Source organism: Sphingobacterium sp. UBA3519, from assembly GCF_002377215.1.
GTDB lineage: Bacteria > Bacteroidota > Bacteroidia > Sphingobacteriales > Sphingobacteriaceae > Sphingobacterium > Sphingobacterium multivorum.
In genome coordinates, this window is sequence record NZ_DFPI01000025.1 from 142,745 (window position 1) to 162,726 (window position 19,982).

The following is a 19,982-nucleotide window of genomic DNA, read 5'->3' on the forward strand; positions in this document are numbered from 1 at the left end:
GTTTACAAACTTTTTATTACGCGTTCAGTTGCCTCCAACGTTCTGTCGATATCATCCTCCGTATGCGCAAAGGAGATACTTCCTTGTTTAATTGGTGCCGGGAAATTGAAAATCCCCTCTTTTATGAGCTTTTTTCGATATTGGGTATCCAGCTCAAAATTGTGGTTATCCAAAATATCATGAAAATTGACTGGCGCATGGTCCATAAAATATGTACAGAAGGCAGATCCTTGGCGTGCGACATAAAACGGTACGCCTAATTTAGGAAATATTTCCTTATATCCTTGCTCCAAACGCGCACCAAGCGCCTCTACGTGCTCATAAACGCGGTGCTCAGCGCTTCCTAATTTTTTCAAAGTCGCAATCGCCGCCGCCGTCGTTAGCGGAAAAGCATTAAAGGTACCGGCAATCATAACGCGCTTCGACTTATCAGGATCCACAAAGTAATCCATATATTTTTTCTTCCCTGCAATAACCCCCAATGGGTAGCCGTTTGCAACCGCCTTTCCGAAGGTTGAAAGATCGGGCTGAATACCACAGATGGACTGATAGCCACCCAGCGCATGTCTGAATCCGGTTTTCACTTCATCAAAGATCAACAGAAATCCATGCGCGTCGGCCATGTTGCGTAAGCCTTCCAAATAACCTTCCTTTGGCTTCACAATCCCGATATTCTGAAGAATCGGTTCCAACAGAATACAGGCAACATCATATTTTTGAACCACATACAGCACACTTTCCAAATCGTTGTAGTTGACAATGTGTACTAAATCGCTGTGATTTTTGGGAACGCCAGCACTCAATGAATCGAATGGATATTCCCCCGGACTTTGATATGAACCCACATCTGCACGTTGACTGATCACATTGCAGGCCACATCGTTATGCCAGCCATTGTAGCCCCCCTGCATAACAATCACATGATCACGGCCTGTTACCGCACGAGCAATACGGATGGCATGGTAAGTCGCTTCCGATCCTGTCGTTGTAATCTGAACACTCTCCACCGAAGGAACAGACTGACAAAAAAGCTCCGCAAACTCTCCTTCGAGTAAGGTTGGCCCAGCCCCCATCAATACCTGCTGTTCCTGCAAGGTCTGTAACACTGCAGCGTTCACGTCAGGATCATTATGCCCCAGAAAGGATGCTGCAAATCCAGCCTGATAATCTATGTAGCTGTTCCCGTCAATATCTTCGACCAAACTACCATTCCCTTTGACGAAGCAGATATTCGGATCTGACTTCCGATTTAAGGACACCACTCCACCCGGTATCCATCTTGCATTCTCCCGCAGTATCGCGGCTGATTTTTCATTTTCTTGCATGCCTATTAAAAGTTTTGCTATTTGTTATTGTTATAATTGGACGATCACCGCCACACATGTTGCAGTCATCAATAATTTGTATTTAAATACACCTTATTTTATGTATACCAAATTACAATATTTTTGTATACATTTAAAATAAATTTTAAAATTTTTAAAAATGAATATTCTCATTGAAGGACTTCTTTTTCCAGAAGGCCCCGCTTTCGACCGGGAGGGTGGTATATGGCTTGTGGAGAAAGAAGCAGGAAACTTGATCTATTACAAAGACAATCAGTATAGCAGAATAGCTGTGAATGGACATCCCAACGGCATTGCAATCGATAAAAACGGCATAATATGGTTTTGCGACTCACAACAAAACAGCATCCGTTGCTATGATCCCTTCGACAAAACCTGCACAACAATAGCTACGAAAATCGCAGGAAAGCCATTAAAAATGCCCAACGACTTATGTTTTGATACCGAAGGGAACCTATTATTCTCCTGCCCGGGAAATGACCTGGAAGATGGTACAGGCTACATCTGCTGTCTACATAAACATGGTGCGCTTACGAAGATCCACACAGGTCTTTTTTACCCAAACGGATTAGCCTTTGCAGCAGACAACTGCACACTTTTTGTCGCTGAAACGGGTACAAAATGGATCTGGAAAATGCACTGGAACAGCTTGACACAACAGGTGGAGAACATCGAAAAATTCATCGAAACAGGTGGTCTTATTGGCCCAGATGGAATTGCCTTCGATCAGGATAACCAGCTTTATGCCGCTATCTATGGATCGCAACATATCCTATCCATTGATACCAAAAACAAGACGACCGAGAAAATACCTACGCCGGGAAAGAATCCGACAAATTGTGCTTTAGACCCAAAAGGCATTCAGGGACTTATGATTACAGAAGCTGAAAAAGGGCAATTGTTGCAGTGGAACAGCACAAAAAAGGGTCTATTGTAAACAATAGACCCCCTATAAAAATCCAAAAAATATTAAACCAATTCCAAGGCTTCTTGCTCGCCCCGATCCAAATGATGGACCAAAGTGGTATAAGCTTTATTCCAGTCATCCGCTTTCAACGCATCAACAATAGCGCGATGCTCCTTCTCCGTATCCAGGTAATCTTCCATCTGCCCCATAATAGCCCCGAGCTTCATATGAAATAAGGGAATGTTACTGTTCTTGTAAATAGAAATCAACCTTGAATTGCAAGTTCCCTCAATAATCCGCTCATGAAAACGAACATCCGCCTCGCAAGCACCACCATAATACCCCTTGCTGACCATCTCAGAAAAATCGTTACAGATCAGTTCCAAATCTTCGATAAGCTCTTTACTTTTCTTTGAAAACAGAATCTTTAATGCACCTATTTCCAACAACTCACGCAGCTCACGAATATCCTTCACATCTTCGACTGTCATTTTTTTCACAAAGCAGCCGCCTTTTTCACCAAACTCTACCAGACTCTCGCCTGCTAACCGCATAAAAGCCTCACGAACAGCCACTCGACTCACCGTCAACTTATCCGCCCAAGCACTCTCCACCAATCTCGCCCCTCCAGCCAGCTGACTGGACAAAATTTTCTTACGTACTTCTAAATAAACTTTATAGGCAAGCGAATCCTCTTTCATATTGTATACAATTTTATGCAAAAATAAGAATACAAAATCATTAAAAAAATTTAAACAACGTATTCTTTAATTAATCTTCCCCTCTTGGGCACCATACTGTCTCCCCGGCGACAAATAAATAGTTTCGGCTTTAGATTTCCAACTGGTTGTATGATTCCCTTTCAGGACATTTATATTAAAGCTACTATTTTTTAATGAACTTTTCATATTCCAGAAACCATCTTTCAAACCAACCACAACAACCTCATACTGCTGATCTCCCGGTACCGCAAATTCAATGGCTTCATTAAGATATTGATTTGGTTTGGCCACCACCAGTAAACGATCAGCCACCCTTATGAGGTAATAGTTTGCTTTTTCCTCAGCATACACCGGTAATTTTGAAGAACCACTCTCCGTCATCTGAAAAACCGAAGCATAACTCGCCTGATCACTTTCCTGTTTGGGCGAGACCATAATCCGTGTTCCTCTAGCCTCTGGCCAAGGAGACTTGACCTGATAAAGATCACCAAAGACAAAAGCAGTCGAATCGCCTGAATACAATTTCACCGCACAGTCTCTTAATTGCGGCTTCAGCAAATCAACATAGGTAGCACCAGCGACATTTTTAAATTGACTATGCAATACAAAACCTGTTTCACTTTGTAACGGCTTTTCAAGCGTATTGATCTGCCAGTAGGGCTCAAATTTCTGATCATTGGTCTTAAGCTCGTCCAATAGGACAATGACCGCAGGCACATCCTTCCGCTTCAAATTCAAAAACAGGAAACTTTTAGTATAGGATTTCACTTTAGCGGTATATGCAGCCGTTAGATCCACATTGAAATAGCTATAGCTCGGCTGAATGGGATCCTTACCAAATGCCGATGCCCTGATCTCTCCGGTATGGTACCAGGAGTCACTTAATACCTCCTCAACCGTACGTGGAAAACGCTGGCTAAACCGAGTACCACCATCGTTTGTTTTGGTCCTGAACAACAGCGGCTCAGCAGGATCACGCACCAAAAGCATACTATGCGCAACCGACCGCTTATTAAAGTTAAAATCATAAGGGGAGCCATAGGAAAGATACAGGCCAAGATCACCAACCTGAATACCATGATGATAGATCTGCAGCGCACCTGCATCGGCATGCTGATGATTGCCGAAATGATAACCACCACCCTTAATTTCTGCAACCACATCGGAACTTCCGTTCTCTTCGCTCCAGCCTGTCCGGGCAACCATAGACCCTAAGATGGGTCCAAAATCCTTTGTCAACGGCATTTTCTCACGGTCAAAATCCGGCTTCAATTTTGGATCATCCAAGAGGAGGAACAAGATTGGATTGTCGGGCAAACCGCCCTGCTTGACAAACTCGGCCTTGATTACCGGATTACCTGAATAGGCATAACAAAGCAACATGGTCTGCGGATTTTTCCAATAAAAATCGGCACTGCTGTTGTACTTTACATTAAACATATCCCCGTCGCGTAACATTTTTCCGTCAGGCGTTCGCATATACAGCCAGTAATACGGCATATCCTTGATGTTATCGTCAAAAACCGGATAGCCAAGCATGCGATAATACAACCAGGCTCCGTGCATTTCCCACCCAAAACGATAGCCACCGTAATCAACACCTTGATTATGGCGCGGAGACTGATACTCAAACTTGCGCATAGGCACCAACTCTTCCAATATCGAATATGAAGTATATTTGTAAGGTACAGGATCCTCATCATATAAAGCAATACTCATTGCCAGCAGATCGCGCGACACCTGCGCCTCATTCCCATGCCCATTGATAATACTTTCGATACCAAAAAAGGGAGGCCAGCCGATTTCCATATCTTGCGCCAGACGCATCATATTTTTATGCAGATTGGTCTTAACGCGCACATCCAACAACGAGTAGCACCAGTCGTACACCAGTGCACCCGTATAAATTGCACGTCCCAACTCGCGTGTAATATCACCATAGGATACATTCCCGAACTCCAACATCGTCAAGTATTGATCCGCCAGCCTGACCGCCTCTTGACCTATTTTTTCGTCACCGGACATGAGGTAATAAAACGCTTTTGATTCAATAGCACGCTCGAGCTTTTCATCGTAAAACATTTCCTTATTCGGATCAAAAATAAATTGAACAGGTTGCTGCGCAAGTGTTTTCACTTTTCCCCAAGCTTCCAGATGCTCCACCTCTTCCAGCCGCCCTTTAACAAGCAGCAAAGATTCTTTATTAACCCATAATCTGGGATGACCTGCAGGTGGAACAATCTTTGGTTTATAATTTTCCGCTGCAACCGGCGCAACTGGAGGTACAAAGGCATCGATCGAAATAGCTTTGACCTTAAAATAAGCGGGCAACTGCATACCGACTGTCTGCTTCCCTTTCTCAAAATAAAATTTACCAAGATCTTGTATCGCACCTTTAAAGCTGTCAAATACGATCCGTTTGGTCGATCGCGCAGCGCGAACATCAATCACCGCGTACAACGTCATCATACCTGTTTTATCCGCAGCCTTAATTTTATCCAAATCGGTAACCTCACCTTCTGAAACCAAGCTATAGACACCTGCCGTCGGAACATCCACCTGCACCTGCAACCTCTGTCCATTTCCCTTTATCGAAGTAACCTTTGCCTGCTGCCCATAGGACGTTCCAAGGATCGCCATAAAAGCGACCCCTAGCATAGTACCTTTAACTTTTAGCCATATCCTCGCACCCATATCCTTATTTTACTTGCAACCTTTTTACACTGATCTTCATTTCTTTCGTGGTATTATTTACACTATTGACAAATACATAAGCATTGTATTTACCATCAGCCGTTTGCAGCCATATCCCTGATTCAGCCTTCAAATTAATGGCAAAATCTGGCGCATCAATAAACGATTTGTCTTTCAAATCCACATCGTCCACAAATACACTGTATTGCAATCGCGCCAATTGTTGATCGCGCACGGTCCAAGCCTTCACGATCTTCGTTTTATTTGTCAGCCCGACAGGTAAGGTGAAGCTCGGCAAATAACTGGCATCCGTCGTGGGAGCAACCAATGAATGTGCATAAGTCACCGTTGGCAATGGCCGGTACAAATAGATCAAATCAATTTTATCCGGGTTTGCTGCAGCTTCCGTTGCTGTATACCATTTTAGATCTGCTACAGAAAAAAAGCAGGCTGCCCCATCTTTCCCGATCAAATCTAAGGCCATATCCATATTACGAATCGCATACGCTTCGGTCTTCAACGCAATTTCCTGCCCATTACTGGACCTCGCCCTGAATGTAAACGTAACCGATTTGCCTTTTGCTGCTGCCGGTATTTTGTAGCTATAACGCAGCGTTGAAGCCGAGGTGTCTTTTGTAAATTTCACCTCCGTGCTATTCCCATTTACTGTCGCGGGGTCGCCAACGACCACACCTACATCTGCCCCCGTACTACTGGTGTAGTACGATTTGTTTTCAAGCACAGTACCCTCATCACCCGCAATGCTAGCTTCCACAGCTATCGATGTGAGCTTCCCCTGATCTGGTAATATCGCCGCCGCATAAGCAAAGTCTATGGTAGCACCAACCACATTTGGCCCTAAAGAGCGCTTAATGATATCGTTTTGCAAACCATCTTTTGCTTTTGGAATTTCATAAGCTTCTTCTTTACAAGAACCTAACAGCAAGAGCCCAAATCCAATGGACAGTAGCTCTATTTTTAAATAATTTGTTTTCATCAGCTTACTTATTTTTGTACTGTCAAATAAACTTTATACGTCTTACGAACCTTTCTATTTCCAGACACGACAGTCCATTCACGTGGCGTATCCAAATTAGAAAAATCTTGTTTTCCTAAAATCTTAGGATCTAATACCGCATCGGTGACCAGTGAAAACTGTGGGTATAGATTTTTCAAATCCGTACCAAAGAGCACCTCCACTTTTATGGTTTGCTCAACGGTATCTACCAAGGCAGCTTTGGTCCGTACCGTCTGAAAATCGGCGCCCAACAGTTCAAAACTACTGACATAACATTCCGACCTGGTCGTGATCAACAAACCATCCTCATCCATTGGATAATCATCCTTACAACCGGACAAGCTAACGAACAGCATGCCGATTAAAAATAATGTATATTTCATCTTATTACAGTCAAGTGTTACCATCTTATTTCCAAGGTATATTTTGTGTTAAATTCGGATTCCGCGAACGTTCTGTTTCCGGGATTTGATAGATATAACACTTTTGATAAGTCAACTCAGACTCATTGAAGAAAAAGCGCTCCCAATTATTCCCAAAACTATCCTGGAACCATTTCCCATCACCATAAGGCTTACCAAATACGGTTTCCAGTTTACGCCATCTCCGCAGATCAAAGGCACGCTGTCCTTCACCAAACAACTCTACAATCCTTTCCTGTTCTATAGCATCAAAAAAAGCATCACGAGAAGCGGTTTTAGCACCAGCAAGCGCGGGCAAGTTACCACGGCGCCTGACCTTATTAACCAAATCAATCGCATCCGCCTGTGGACCACCAATCTCATTGGTCGCTTCAGCATACATCAGATACACGTCTGCAATGCGCATCAAAGGCCAATTGTAATTTCCGTCACTACGTGCCACACCACCATAATTGCGCACAAATTTACGCGATTGTAATCCCGAGAGATTTGTGGTATTATCGGTGAAGGAAGTTTTGTAAGAGACACCGTTAACCGTCACCGCAGCACCCCACGTTTTGTAGACAAAAGGAATATAACCTGTCGTCTCCGTAGGGCTCATACCCATAATCAGTTCATAATCCCACAACAAAGTCGCTTTCATGCGATAATCGCGATTACGGTACGACTCAGGGTTCACCGCTGAATTTGCTGTTGTACGTGCTGCCGGATTTTTCACTGGATCTAGCTGAACCATCTTGGGCAAGAAATCTCCCGTAATGGTAGATTGATAACGGTCGGCCAATTCATAACGCGGAATAGCTTGGTTCTGCCCTAAAGACACCAATGGCCCAGTCCACACACGTTGATATTCCTCACTCTGTTTTGTACCCACACCGCCATGGGTAAGCACCATGACCATTTCCTCATCTTGACTCAAGTTGCCCGTAGAAGGTATAAACATGTAGTAATAATTTGGGAGCACATCTGCCTTCCCCAATTCACCCCATGAACCCGGATCACCATTCCTAAACATTTTGATACCAAAATCATTGATCACACGCTTAAAATCCGCAGCTGCCGCCGTATAGGCCGACTTAGCGTCGGCAGCAGATTGCACAAATCCATCCAATTCGGGCCATCCATTTTTCTTCCACGAACCCCAGTACAATTGAAACTTACCACGGAAGGCCAACGCGGCAGGCTTACCGGCACGACCAATTGCAGCCCCCTTATTCGGCAATTTGTCCACAGCGTAATTTAAATCAGCCATAATGGAATCTTTCAGCTGCGCAATAGGCATTCTACGCACCGTATCAGCCTCTGCAGGCGCCGGTGCCGATTTATAAAAATAAGGTACATCGCCCCATAAGGAAATCAGTCTAAAGTAGGCAATGGCACGCAGCAATTTGGCTTCCGCCACGATTGTTTCCAAGGTCTGTTTTACAGCATCAGTTTTTGCTACGGGCAGCAAGCGCGCATTGGTATTTTCGATCACAAAGTTGGAACTGAATATAGATCCATACAATGCTCTATACATTGCCGACGCACCGGAACCATAATTCATCGGACTATTCACCGTTAATGAAATAGGCGCCGCACCGGTATTGTACACCTTCAGGTAATCACCATGACCATCAAAATGATAGTCACGATCAAAACAAGGTCTAAATATCGAATAGTTCGCCATTAAGGCAGCAAGCGCGTCATTTTCGTCCACCCAGAACGTTTCAGAGCTTGGCGTTGTTGTTGGATTTTGATTTAACAAATCTTTGCGGCACGCGGATAAACCAAGAAGCAACAAAGAAGAAATAAACACGATGTTATATATCGATTTCATAAGTTCAAATATTATAAGTCTACATTCAGTCCAACCACAAAACTCTTCGTCATCGGATAGGCATCATTGGTATAGGTACTTTTCTCCGGATCTAAGCCTTTAAAACTCGTCAAAACCGCCAAATTATCTACAGAACCGAATACACGTAACTTCTGGATCCCCAGCTTCATCAATAATTCTTTCTTAAAAGTATAGCCAAGCTGCAGATTTTTAACCCTTAAATAAGACATGTTTTGCAACCAAAATGTACTCAAGTACGCATTTGGACTCGTTGATCCCAATGTACTTGGAAGCAATTTAGGATAATCGGCATGGCGATTGTCCAGGCTCCACATATTATTCCACTGATCTTCCGTAATCGCCTGATTTGCCGTCCCTAAAAAATTTGAATTCGCTTTGTTCATCCAAAATTCTTTTCGTCCGGTAGCAGCCTGCAACAGGAAAGAGAAATCAAAACCTTTGTAGTCAACAGAACCTCTAAATCCGTAATTTACCTTTGGCCTACCCAATTGGTAAGCGGGATATGCCACGCGGTCATTCGCATCCAATTTGCCGTCACCATTGACATCTTTCAACAAAATATCTCCCGGAGAAGCCCCCTGAGGAACTGCATTATAGACATCCTGCCAAGACTGCGCAATGCCCAACGATTCGAAAGCATAGATAAAATTATAAGGCATATCAATAAATACCGAACCTCTTTGCAACTGCTCATTCCAAGACAGTAGCTTGTTCTTGTTGTAGCCCACATTAAAGTTCAGCATGTAACCCACATCACCTTTTCTATCATTCCAGATCACATTTGCTTCCAGCCCTTTATTCATCATATCGCCGATATTACGTCGCGGAGCAGCAAATAAACCCGTCAGATGCATCGATACATCCGAAGGTCTGTTCATACCGATCGTCTTTCTTTCGTAGTAATCCAACTCGGCCGTCAGTTTATTTTTAAAGAACCCAAGGTCCAAGCCCAAATTAAACACACGTGTCTTTTCCCAGGTAAGGTCATAGTTGATCAGTTTTTTATTGATCAACCCCTTGACAACAGACCCTGTTCCTGTACTATTGTCAATCAGATAGTAGGGACTGGACACCAAAGATTGTTTCTGCTCATACAAGCCTACACCACTATTATTACCCAATGAACCATAAGAAGCTCTAAATTTGGCCGAACTCAGGCTAATCTTATCCTTAAATGCCGACATAAACGCCTCATCTGAGATCCGCCACCCCACTGCCGCGGAAGGAAAAAAACCATATTGATCGCCCGGCAAGAAACGCGAAGAACCATCTACCCGGAAGTTCCCTTCAAACATATACTTTCCAAAGGCTGTATAATTTAATCGTCCGATATAAGAACGTAAACCTTCCGCCGATGATGATCCCGACACATTTTGTACATCTTCAGATGCACCATCGATTTCATGTAAACTAGGATGCAAACGATCTAAGCGACTACCCGCCAAAACACGATTGTTCCAATATTCTTCGGAATACACGGCCAAAGCAGAGAAATCATGATTAGCGCCGAACTTATGATCATAACTCAACTTGAAGTTCAGCTGTGTTTTGTAATTGTTCCGGTCTGTATTATAGATCCCATCATTTGTTGGCACAAGATCCCGGATAGACAATCCTGTCCGGATGTTATACAATTTTGTCGGCATATCTGCCTTCCATTGAAAACGCGTGTCATAATTTAGGGCATAATCCACTTTAGCCTCAAACCCTTTGAACGGCTTCCAGTTTAAATAACCATTCACCAGAGCCTGCTTTTGATTCATGTGGTTCTGGTTGCGCGTCATGTAATCCGCATAAATATTATTGGCCTGCGGACTTTCATTGTAAGACATTGCTCCACCATAAAAACCGGTCATAGGATCATAAGGCAATATACCTGCTGGCGAGGTAAACAAATCCATTCCACTTGTTGAGTTGGCAGTCATACCATCCTCGTAGTTATACCGGTAATCGGACCAATTTCCGGAGAACCGGACCCCAGCACCGATGGTATTGGTTACTTTTGTTTCGAAGTTAAATGCAGCATTATAACGTTTAAAATCATTATTGATCTGTATCCCCTTCTCATCCAGCATACCCACAGACAAATAGTAATTGTTATTTTCAGTCCCCCCATTAATGGAAACATTATAATTCCCACTTTGACCATTGCGAAGAATAACATCCCACCAATCGGTACTTGGATACAATCTCGGGTCGATCATACTTAAAGCCAACCATTCGTCGATCGTTCCATTTTTAAAATTGAATGCAGATGCAGCGGTATTATAAGCCTGGGCCCTTTGCGTAGCCGTCATTGCTTTTGCATAATTATTGACAAAATCAAAAGAGCGGGTAGGTTTCACCAGCGATTTGTTGGCACTAAAGGAAATAGCCGTCCTACTGTTTCTTTTACCAGACTTTGTCGTAATCAATACAACCCCGTTGGCCGCTCTGGAACCGTATACAGCAGCGGAAGAAGCATCTTTTAGCACGGTCACACTTTCAATATCATTCACATTCACACGGTTCATATTGACATCGGGCATTCCGTCGACCACGATCAGCGGTCCAGCACTATTGACCGTCCCCAAGCCCCGGATCAAAAGATCCGCTGCATTATTTCCGGCCATCCCTGAGTTTTGACTTACGGCCAAACCAGGAATAACACCCTGTAAGGCCTGCGAGGCATTGGAAAGCCCCCGGCTTGAAGTAGATTGGTCAAAATTGACACTGGCCACAGCACCAGTCAAGTTGCCTTTTTTCTGCTTACCATACCCCACCACAACCACTTCATCCAGCGCATTTTCGCTCGCATCAAGCACCAAAGCCTGCACGTCTTTCCCCGACACCACTTTTGTATTAAAACCGATTAACCGAAATTGAATCTGATCTGAAACCGAACCCGTTAATTTAAAACGGCCTTCTTGATCCGTAACGGTAACAGTTGCATTTTTAAGGTTACGCACTTCCACACCGGACAGTGGCTGCCCTTTGGCGTCCAGCACCTGCCCGACAAGCTGCTGCTGAAATTTAGCTAAACCCGGCGAAGGATTTAGAACATCCGAGATCGGAATCTTTCCATTATTAGGGGAAGAAGGTACATTTGCCAATGCAGCCATCGAAATAAAAGGTAGCCCTACCAACAGGCAACTCCTGTTTATTACATCCCGGATTTTAATCTGCTTTAGTATCATGAATACTCAGGTTAAAGTGGTTAAATAAATGATTTATAAGCTCTTTAGTTTATTGGTATTTTTTAAGAAAAATAATTTTCGACCCCTATGCGATCGCAATTCCTCTTCTTTACTTTATCATAGTGAATACAATAATATATATTTTTTGTATACAATTCAATATTTTTTTCACTTTTTTACAAAAATAGCCCTGCTAACAAGTTCGTGACAAATCTATAATACCACATTTTTGCCCACCAGATTATAAACTAAATCGTATTTACCTTAGGCCAATAAAATATTTTTGTATACAATTTAACTTATTTTTTGTATATTTATTTTTATTCAACTACATTTGACTAACCACATAAATCAAAGGAATAACCGTAGATCCTATATGAAAAAACACACCTATATTTGGCTTGTATCGCTGATCCCGCTGCTTTCTTCCTGTTCTTCCGAGACAGAAAGAGAACGTAAACCCATAAATAACATCCAACTGGAGCACAGCATACTATCGCTAACCAAAGAAGCTACAAAACTCCATGTGCCCTGGGATTTACAATATGACCGGGTCAATAACGCAATTCTGTTTTCTGAAATCGGAGGAAGTATACGAAGACTGGATACAAAAACAAAAGTTGTTACTTTGGTGGACAGCCTGACCGACGTATACCATCAGCGCACCCTGGGACTCTTGGGAATGGCGCTCTATCAGCCGGAACAGCAGCAAGCTTATCTTTACCTTTCTTACACCAGTAAAAAGAACAGCCTCATTTTCTCCAACCTATATCGCTACGATTATAATACGGCCGGCAAGTTGTCAAACCCAAAATTGCTTTTACAGATCCCTGGAAACACCGGACACAACGGCTCCCGAGTTATTGTTTCGACGGACAAAAAAGTGTACTGGGCGACAGGTGATGCCGCAAGTGATACCTTCGCACAAGACAGCACCTCCTTAAATGGCAAGATCTTACGCCTCAATCTCGACGGGAGCATCCCCAAAGACAATCCAATTAAAAACAGCTATGTATATGCCTGGGGATTTCGAAACATGCAAGGACTTACCCATGATGCAAAAGGCTTAATTTACACCTCCGAACATGGCGATGCCATCGAAGATGAAATCAACCTGATCCAACCGCTAAAAAATTATGGCTGGCCACAGATCGAAGGCATGATTGACACGGAAAAGGAAAAAGCTATCGCCAAAAGCTCGCCAAGACAGGAACCTATTAAATCGTGGACTCCAGTCGTTGCACCATCTGGTATGGCCTATTACGGTTCCAACGTTATCCCTGAATGGCAACATAGCTTATTGCTTGCGACGTTAAAAAATCAGTCTCTACGTATCCTAAAATTATCTGCCGATGGGCAGCAGATCGTCGATGAGAAGATCCTATTCAAAGATCAACTTGGCCGGCTAAGATCCGTATTGACCTTACCCAATGGGGACATTTATTTCTGTTCAAGCAACCGGGACTGGAATCCACAAAAGGGGTTTCCAAAACCCGATGACGACGTGATCTACCGACTCCTCATTACCGATAAAGCCGTTGCGCCAATGATTAAGCCCGTTGCAGCCAACGCCGTCAGCTCCCCGACCAAAAGTGGTCAAGCCTTATACGAAGCGTATTGTGCATCTTGTCATAAAGCAGATGGAAAGGGACTTACAAACACCTTCCCCCCATTAGCCAATTCATCTCTTGTCAAAGGCGACCCAACACCTTTATTGCGGGTTATCCTCCACGGACTGAAAGACAAAACAATAGCCAAGGTCAACTACGAGAGCGCAATGCCATCTTTTTCATTCCTGAAAAATGAAGAGGTCATTGAAATTACCAATTATATCCGTACACACTTTGGAAATTCTGCACCTAAAATCAACCAACAGCATTTAACCTCATTACGATAAATCTCATGGAAAACAACCTCGAGCCAAAACCCTCTTTGTTTAAAAATTGGCTATCCATCTTAGGTCCCGGCATCATTACCGCCGCCCTGGTTTTCGGGCCCAGCAAAATGACCATCACATCAAAAATGGGTGCAGATTATGGCTTCGCCCTATTATGGGTTGTCGTCGTCGCGATCTTTTTTATGATGGTTTTCACCAATATGGCGGCACGTATCGGCATTGCGAGAGACGAATCTTTACTTACCTTGATTCGCCAGAAATTTGGTAAAACAACCGCCATCATCATTGGCCTCGGAATCTTCCTTGTCGCAACCTGTTTTCAATCCGGAAATGCCACAGGGGTCTCCATTTCTGTTTCGGAAGCAACGGGGACAAACCCCAAAATATGGATCATCGTTTTTAATGTCATCGGCATTTTACTGTTGTTCTTCAAGTCTTTCTATGCGCTACTGGAAAAACTGATGCTAGCACTTATTATCCTTATGCTATTTGCTTTTTTATCCACAGCCATAATGACAAAGACGTCTGCACAGGACTTTTTCTTAGGTTTTATTCCAAGCCTCCCGCCTTTATCAATGGGTTTAATTATTGCTTTCACAGCGTCTTGCTTTTCGATCGTGGGAGCCTTTTATCAAAGTTATCTTGTGCAGTCAAGAAGAAAACTGTCGTCCAACAAGCAGACTTCGGAACGGCAGATAGTCGGGAGCAGAATCGGCATCATTATACTCGGGATCATGAGTGCTGCCGTGATGGTCTGCGCTGCAAATACCCTTCATCCGCAAGGCATCAGATTAAGTTCTGCCGCTGAGATGGGCCGTGCATTGGAACCGCTTTTGGGAAGCTACGCCTCACACCTCTTTTTTATCGGTCTTTTCGGCGCCTCCTTTTCTTCCTTGATCGGCAATGCTGTATTAGGCGGTTCATTACTGGGCGATACCTTTGGCTTCGGCAACAATCTCAATCACCCCAAAGTGAAACTCTTTATTTCTTTGGTCATGATTTTTGGGTCTGCCATCGCACTGATCTTCGGAAATCTCCCCTTGGAGCTTATTGTTTTTGCCCAAAGCATCACCATTTTTCTTGTTCCCTTTATTGGCATTATCCTCTTTCTGATCGCAAACGACAAAGAAATTATGGGTGCGCTCAGAAACAGCCCACTAACAAGATTATGGGCAATCCTCGGACTTCTCTTACTCGTTTTTCTTGCTTTTAGTAATTTCTATAATTTAATCAAATAATTCAGACATGGACCATAACAATTTAGCGGAATTGGAACAGCAAATACTTGCACCATCATTAGATCTAATTGAAGATATAAAAAAGATACAAGGTGATATCCTTTTCCTAGGTATTGGCGGAAAAATGGGGCCAAGCATGGCAAAACTAGCCATGAGGGCTATTCAAGCTGCAGGAATAGACAAAAAGGTCATTGGTGTTTCGCGTTTTTCAACCAAGGAACTCCAACAGGAACTGGAAGATCTAGGCATAGAGACCATCGCCTGCGACCTGCTGAATGAGGAAGAACTCAAAAAGATTCCGCAGGTTCCGAATGTCATTTACCTCGCAGGACATAAGTTCGGCACCACAGGAAATGAAGATTTCACCTGGGCAATGAACACCTATCTTCCCGGAATGGTAGCTTCTCATTTTCGAGACTCCAACATTGTTGCTTTTTCTTCGGGTAACGTACTGCCCTTTGTGCCGATAAGCAATGGCGGCGTTTCCGAGGAAAGAACTCCTGAGCCTGTCGGTGAATACGCACAATCCTGCTTGGGTAGAGAGCGCATATTCGAGTATTTTTCGAAGAAAAATGGTACACCTACCCTGATCTACAGATTGAATTATGCGGTGGATTTTCGCTATGGTGTCCTCGTAGAAATTGCAAAATCGGTCAAAGGGCAGCTCCCAATAGATTTGACAACCGAAAATGTCAATGTCATCTGGCAGGGAGATGCCAACGAAATTGCCTTAAGATCATTATTGCACTGTCAGTCTCCGGCCAAAATACTGAATGTCACGGGGCCCGAAATCCTTTCTACACGATGGATCGCAGAGCGCTTTGCTGAGCATTTCAACACTAGGCCCATCTTTGTGAATGAGCCCGCCGGAACTGCTTTACTAAACAACGCTTCCGAATGCCATCGTTTATTTGGCTACCCGAAGACAACCATACGGGAAGCGATAGACATTACAGCCAAATGGTTGATCCAAGGTGGCGAACTATGGAACAAAGACACGCACTTTCAAGAACGAAAAGGAAAATTCTAATGAAAACTTTAGACAACAAATTACAACAGTTGCTTTGGGAAGGGACGGTCATTCCGGCGCACCCCCTCGCCCTCAATGAGGACCGCAGCATTGACGAAGCACATCAACGACTCCTGACCCAGTATTACATAGCCAGTGGAGCGGGCGGAATTGCTGTCGCTGTACATTCAACCCAGTTTGAAATCCGGGACCCTGAGATCAATCTTTTTGAAACCGTGTTGAGATGGGCTAGCGAAGAAGTCGATAAAGCTGAGCTCCAACGACCATTTATCAAAATTGCGGGCATCTGCGGCGCCACAGAACAAGCGGTACAGGAGGCAACAACTGCACTTCAATACGGTTATGATATCGGACTTTTGAGTATGGGTGGACTTCAAAGCTGGACTGAAAATGCAATATTAGATCGAGTCCGGGCAATAGCAGCTATTATTCCTGTTTTTGGGTTCTATCTTCAACCCGCCGTTGGTGGCCGTATTTTCTCTTATTCCTTTTGGCAGCAGTTTGCCGAAATCGACAACGTCGTCGCGATCAAGTGCGCCTCCTTCAACCGCTACCAGACATTAGACGTCATGCGTGCTATAGCAAACTCCAGCCGGCGAGATCAAATTGCCATGTACACGGGCAATGATGACAATATTGTCAACGATCTGATGAGCGTGTATAATTTCCCCGTAGCTGGAGAAAACGTCTCCATAGAATTTAAAGGTGGTTTACTAGGTCATTGGGCCGTTTGGACGGCAAAGGCCGTTGAGCTCCTTCGGGAAATAAAATCATACAAACAGAACCCCAATAACCTCCATGCGAGCCATCTCCTAAGCAAAGCGATTGCTGTCACAGACAGTAATGCCGCATTTTTTGACTCAGCAAATGCATTCCATGGCTGTATACCAGGCTTACATGAGGTGCTCCGTAGACAAGGTTTGATGAAAGGTATCTGGTGTCTGAACCCCGACGAAAACCTTTCCATCGGACAGCAAGAAGAAATTGATCGTGTATATAAAGACTACCCTGACTTAAACGACGATGAATTTGTCAAGGAGTTTCTTAAATCTAGATCCCAATAGTCGCTTCCTTTTATAATAATCGGTTCCCTCTCAAAGGTCTCATCACCCGGGCTAGTCATAGCTAACGAGGTGATGGGACCTTCCTTTTTGCTCCAGTTCATATTTTACCAATCAATGACTGACCGGGAGGAATATCGCGCACAACAAAAGGTTTGATTTTTATAACTTTGCGTCATGACAACTTCTGAAAATATAATTGATTTCTATCAACGGGTATTTCGAGAATCCAATTACCCAATAGGCTCCTCGCCCGAACAAATTTCTCATTTTAACGTATTTTCACGTGAGCATTGTCCCTTAAAATCACCGTACAATAGAAAAGATTATTTCAAAATATCCCTTATGATCGGCGAGGGTCAACTGCATTATGGCGATCAATGGATCCCTATTGACCGTCCAGCGCTTGTATTTTCAAGTCCGCTTGTTCCCTACTCTTGGGAAACAGACAATCCCGATCAAAAAGGATGGTTCTGTCTTTTTACACAAAAATTCATTCAGGAGGACAAACATTACAACCACAACATCCTCGAAAGCCATTTTTTCAATCCGAGTGGTAGCCCCGTCTATTTCTTAACGGACGAACAGGTCGATCTTTTCGATCACATTTTTCAGCGCATCAATGCGGAACTGCTATCTGATTTTTCGTTCAAATATGAAATTATCCGGAATCAGTTGCAGTTACTCGTTTTAGAAACATTAAAACTAGCGCCAAATGAGGGAATATCACCTTACCAAAACGCCAATCAGCGTATTTCCCATCTTTTCTTAGAGCTACTGGAACGCCAATTTCCGATTGACACCGAAAATTTGCTTCGTTTTAAAAATGCAACGGATTATGCACAGCAGCTCAATATCCATGTCAATTCGCTAAACAGGGCTTTGAAACAAAATACAGGAAAAACCACACAAGAACTCATCGCACTACGCATCACACAGGAAGCAAAAGCCCTCCTCCAACATAGCAGCTGGAATATCAATGAAATCGCTTATGCCCTGGGTTTTGAGGAACCCGCAAACTTCAGTAATTATTTCAAAAAACATGCGGGCATACCGCCTTTAGCTTTTCGCAACAGGCCTGTTTGATTTTCACAATAATTTGTTTGAATTCTATATCTTTCGAAACAGGCAATGAAGCTACTTTTGTCCACATCATATTTAGCAGGTCAAAGAGAAAAAAGTGGCTGGCTGCATGAACGTCCATAGAGACGCGAAATTTAAAAAATTACAGGATGGAAAAAAACACTAAACCACAGCAATCTTTTATCCCGACGATACTAGCATTTGCACTTGTTCCGATTACGGGACTTGCGACCGATATTTATCTTCCGTCGATGCCACAAATGGCTCAGGAGCTTGGCTTGAATGAAAGCAAAATCCAGCTAACCCTTTCGCTTTTTCTAATCAGCTATGGTGTTGCTCAGTTCTTTACAGGAGCGTTGGTTGACGCTTGGGGAAGATATCGCATCAACCTGATATCACTTTTCCTTTTCATTGTCAGTTTCTGGATTACAGCAAGCACGCAAGATATTTGGGTTATTTACCTGATGCGTATTCTACAGGGCATCTTATCGGCATTCGTGGTCATCTCAAAAAGAGCCTATTTTGTGGATGTCTACGAAGGTGAACAGCGCAAGCACTACCTCAGCATTATGACCATCGTCTGGTCGATCGGTCCGATTGTCGCTCCTTTTATTGGCGGCTACCTTCAGACACAATTTGGTTGGCGTTCTAACTTTATGGTTCTGGCCGTTTACAGTGCTGTACTTTTCATCCTTGAACTGATCTTTTCTGGCGAAACAATCAAACAGAAGAAACCTCTCCATATCAACTACCTGATTGGCGAATTTAAAATGATGCTTAAAAGCAATGATTTTACCTTCGGTATAGTCATGTGCGGTATATCCTACGGTCTTGTCATGTTCTACAACCTCAGCGGTCCCTTTTTTATTGAACACCAGCTGGGCTATAGCGCAATCACAACCGGTTATACCTCGCTAATTATGGGCTTAGCTTGGATGTGTGGTGGTTTTATTGGTAAAGCCCTTATTAAAAGAGCCTTGGTTCCGAAGTTGAGAATCGCCAACTTCATTCAGATCAGCCTGATTGTATGTATGCTCTTGGTTTCACCTTACCTGTCAAATCTCTATACATTGACATTTTTCGCATTTGCTGTACATTGTACAGCAGGATTTATTTTTAACAATTATTTCAGCTACTGTTTAGGGAGGTTTCCATTGTCGGCAGGTATCGCCGGCGGATTGGTTGGCGGAATTACCTACCTGCTGACCTCTTCACTCAGTTACATCACGGTAAGCTTGGTAAACCCTTCTTCGCAGTTTCAGATTGGATTAGGTTATGGCATATTTGCGCTGTTGGGATTGACCACTTTATACGTTATTCATAAGTTGGTCAAAAGCGTATAAGCTATGGGCAGGTTCTTTCAGCGACAGGGCAATATTAACCTGTAGCTGGACAGCTACAAAACTATACTTAAAAGTTGAATTATTTTTAAAATAGTATTAAAAACAACTATATTTGTTGCATCATAATTTAGGTTTATAATTGGTTATTTAAGGTTTTCATTCTCCCCGTTTGAAAACCTTTTTTTTTGACCGAAAAAAAATTCAG

At 43.3% G+C, this 19,982-nt stretch carries 14 protein-coding genes; 7 read left to right on the forward strand and 7 right to left on the reverse strand.

The window, feature by feature from the left end; all coding sequences use genetic code 11:
* Nucleotides 1–2: 2 nt before the first annotated feature.
* Entirely contained in the window at nt 3–1,325 is a 1,323-nt protein-coding gene (locus B3297_RS15905; protein WP_046675766.1) for an aspartate aminotransferase family protein, read from the reverse strand.
* 160 nt (nt 1,326–1,485) lie between these two features.
* Between B3297_RS15905 and B3297_RS15910 the strand changes: the two genes are divergently transcribed.
* The gene (locus tag B3297_RS15910) at nt 1,486–2,283 is read left to right on the forward strand and encodes an SMP-30/gluconolactonase/LRE family protein (RefSeq protein ID WP_286769759.1); all 798 of its coding nucleotides are present in this window, start codon (nt 1,486–1,488) and stop codon (nt 2,281–2,283) included.
* Between the two features lie 32 nt (nt 2,284–2,315).
* Here the strand turns inward: B3297_RS15910 and B3297_RS15915 are convergent, their stop codons facing one another.
* The 6 genes from B3297_RS15915 to B3297_RS15940 all read right to left on the reverse strand — a co-directional run bounded on the left by B3297_RS15915 (nt 2,316) and on the right by B3297_RS15940 (nt 12,125).
* A complete protein-coding gene (locus tag B3297_RS15915) occupies nt 2,316–2,954 on the reverse strand; it encodes a GntR family transcriptional regulator (RefSeq protein WP_046675764.1) in 639 nt (212 codons plus the stop codon).
* A 66-nt stretch (nt 2,955–3,020) separates the two neighbouring features.
* Complete coding sequence (locus B3297_RS15920; protein WP_286769760.1) at nt 3,021–5,669, reverse strand: hypothetical protein; 2,649 nt, start codon at nt 5,667–5,669, stop codon at nt 3,021–3,023.
* A 4-nt stretch (nt 5,670–5,673) separates the two neighbouring features.
* A complete protein-coding gene (locus B3297_RS15925; protein ID WP_286769761.1) occupies nt 5,674–6,666 on the reverse strand; it encodes a DUF4466 family protein in 993 nt (330 codons plus the stop codon).
* Between the two features lie 8 nt (nt 6,667–6,674).
* Nucleotides 6,675–7,070, reverse strand: a complete 396-nt coding sequence (locus B3297_RS15930; RefSeq protein ID WP_046676362.1) for a hypothetical protein — start codon at nt 7,068–7,070, stop codon at nt 6,675–6,677.
* A gap of 25 nt (nt 7,071–7,095) precedes the next feature.
* Nucleotides 7,096–8,928 carry a RagB/SusD family nutrient uptake outer membrane protein gene (locus B3297_RS15935; protein ID WP_046675762.1) on the reverse strand — a complete coding sequence of 611 codons (1,833 nt, stop codon included), beginning with the start codon at nt 8,926–8,928 and terminating at the stop codon, nt 7,096–7,098.
* Nucleotides 8,929–8,939: 11 nt separating this feature from the next.
* A complete protein-coding gene (locus B3297_RS15940; RefSeq protein WP_286779128.1) occupies nt 8,940–12,125 on the reverse strand; it encodes a SusC/RagA family TonB-linked outer membrane protein in 3,186 nt (1,061 codons plus the stop codon).
* Nucleotides 12,126–12,501: 376 nt separating this feature from the next.
* Between B3297_RS15940 and B3297_RS15945 the strand changes: the two genes are divergently transcribed.
* The 6 genes from B3297_RS15945 to B3297_RS15970 all read left to right on the forward strand — a co-directional run bounded on the left by B3297_RS15945 (nt 12,502) and on the right by B3297_RS15970 (nt 19,777).
* The gene (locus B3297_RS15945) at nt 12,502–14,022 is read left to right on the forward strand and encodes a PQQ-dependent sugar dehydrogenase (protein WP_286769763.1); all 1,521 of its coding nucleotides are present in this window, start codon (nt 12,502–12,504) and stop codon (nt 14,020–14,022) included.
* 5 nt (nt 14,023–14,027) lie between these two features.
* The gene (locus tag B3297_RS15950; protein WP_286769764.1) at nt 14,028–15,260 is read left to right on the forward strand and encodes an Nramp family divalent metal transporter; all 1,233 of its coding nucleotides are present in this window, start codon (nt 14,028–14,030) and stop codon (nt 15,258–15,260) included.
* A 7-nt stretch (nt 15,261–15,267) separates the two neighbouring features.
* Nucleotides 15,268–16,290 (forward strand): NAD-dependent epimerase/dehydratase family protein, encoded by a 1,023-nt coding sequence (locus B3297_RS15955; RefSeq protein WP_115048011.1) that lies wholly within the window; start codon nt 15,268–15,270, stop codon nt 16,288–16,290.
* A complete protein-coding gene (locus B3297_RS15960; protein WP_286769766.1) occupies nt 16,290–17,354 on the forward strand; it encodes a dihydrodipicolinate synthase family protein in 1,065 nt (354 codons plus the stop codon). Before B3297_RS15955 ends, B3297_RS15960 begins: the two co-directional genes overlap by 1 nt.
* A gap of 174 nt (nt 17,355–17,528) precedes the next feature.
* The gene (locus tag B3297_RS15965; protein WP_286769767.1) at nt 17,529–18,437 is read left to right on the forward strand and encodes a helix-turn-helix domain-containing protein; all 909 of its coding nucleotides are present in this window, start codon (nt 17,529–17,531) and stop codon (nt 18,435–18,437) included.
* Nucleotides 18,438–18,583: 146 nt separating this feature from the next.
* Nucleotides 18,584–19,777 carry an MFS transporter gene (locus B3297_RS15970; protein WP_115048005.1) on the forward strand — a complete coding sequence of 398 codons (1,194 nt, stop codon included), beginning with the start codon at nt 18,584–18,586 and terminating at the stop codon, nt 19,775–19,777.
* Nucleotides 19,778–19,982: the final 205 nt, after the last annotated feature.